Below are 1,783 nucleotides of genomic sequence, written 5' to 3' on the forward strand. Positions count from 1 at the left end.
CCGCATTGAGCCACTCTCCGCTCTCGCATACGCGGAGAATCAGGCCAGGAGTTCATGTTAACTTTTCGCCCTTTAGTGGCTATCTGGGTAACACTTCCTGACTTTGCCGAGAACCGCTCCAAGGGAGAATGAGACTGCCTACTTTCGGACTCGCCTAATTGTTCGCGGTTTATTTGAAAATCCTTCCTTGCCTCGTGCAAGTAAGGCTCCGACCTCTCCCACTGTTCCACAGCGAGATGCAATAGAAGGATACCTTCCTCATTGACGAATCTACCCAAATAGGCACTAAAAAGATCGCGATGCATCGCAAATCCCGTTTGGTCAAAATGAACGCGATCCGAAAGTTTTTTCTTGATGCGTTCACCTGTCAAATGAGTTTGCGACAGTGCGGTTTTTTGGGTAGAAAACTTCATAAATGACCCGCCAGCACTTTCAGCCTTGCGTGCCAATTCGGATTGGACAAAACCAGGAGATTTAGCACTAATTGCCTTACCGTATCTTTTCTGCCACGACCTCACCGATACATTTTCGGTTTTGATATGTTTACCATGTCTCAAAATCTCGTTAACAATTCTACGGTTTTGAGACTTGGCATACGCACTCTTGCGGCGTTCTAACTCTCTCTTTTTCCTGGCTATCTTTTGATATGTTTTAGACTTTTTCCATTGTCGCCTTCCTTTTTTGGACTTACCTTTTTTAACATCTGACCTGCGTCCTAGACGAGAAGTGAAGTCAGTTTCATAGTTTCCTGGATTTGAGCAACGTTGGGAGCGTTGCATTTGACGCTGTAAAGCAATAATATCCCGTTCGTAAGTTGGTACTTTATCCGCGAATGGGAGTATTCCAGCTTTGTTATCTCCAACGAAGGCAATATTGGAAATATTCAAATCTAAACCAATGACTCCATCAGCCACATAGTTTTTTTCTTTCTGATATGGCAATCCTGAGTTAACTAACTGAACGTACCAACGTCGCTTACCGTTCAGCTCTCGAGCCAGTGCGGTCTTGGGGTTCCCCCAAGTGGAGCATCTGGCGTGCCACAACAGGCGAACGTATTTGACTGGGGAATTTAAACCGTGTTGAATTACAGGGTTATCCTTGTCGATTATTGGCAACAGTTTTAATTTACCCCAAACCAACTGGCTATCTTTCCACCTGACGCCTTGCTTGTTAGTTTTGCCTTCAATGCTTCTAAATCTAGTCGGTACTTTATAACGGACATTCTTGGCTCTGTTAAACAAGACTTTTTCGCTGGCCCTAAAAGCTCTGGTGGCTAAAGTTTGTTGGGTGTTAGAGTCAATTAGTTGATCCATCCATTTGGAGCGATTGCTAACAATTGTGGCATAGGCTTGAATGTCGTAATCGGAGTATCTGTACTCTCTCCTTGCGGCGTTGAAGGCGTCGCTTCTGGCTTTTTTCAACTGGCGATCTATTTGTTTGGCTAATTGGTAAGTTTCACAGTTGCGTACCAGGTTCATTCTTGCCATTGCTGAGTTGAGGCAGGAATTGTATAGTTGCCGTGCTGCTTGAAACCGAGATAATAATTTCTTCTCTTGCAAGCTATCTACAATTAATGGCAGTTCTGTTACGAATGTTGATGTCTTACTTCTAGCCAACTACTATCATCCCCCAATCAATCTATTTTTTAATTTTACATGAGCTTGTAAATCCAACAATCAACATTAATTAAGCTTAATATTGACGGCAGATAAATCTGCTCGTGTCGATTTTCCGCCCCGCAATGAATTGACGGGGCTACCAATCTCCCGAAATTTTTAGGTGT

1 protein-coding gene is annotated in these 1,783 nt (G+C 43.5%); it reads right to left on the bottom strand.

The window, feature by feature from the left end; translation table 11 throughout:
- Positions 1–1,616, bottom strand: a 1,616-nt coding sequence (locus MiSe_RS48875) for a hypothetical protein (protein ID WP_226594747.1), incomplete at its 3' end; no start/stop codon positions are given.
- Positions 1,617–1,783: the final 167 nt, after the last annotated feature.

Origin of the sequence: Microseira wollei NIES-4236, from assembly GCF_020521235.1 — a bacterium.
GTDB classification, from domain to species: Bacteria; Cyanobacteriota; Cyanobacteriia; order Cyanobacteriales; family Aerosakkonemataceae; genus Microseira; species Microseira wollei.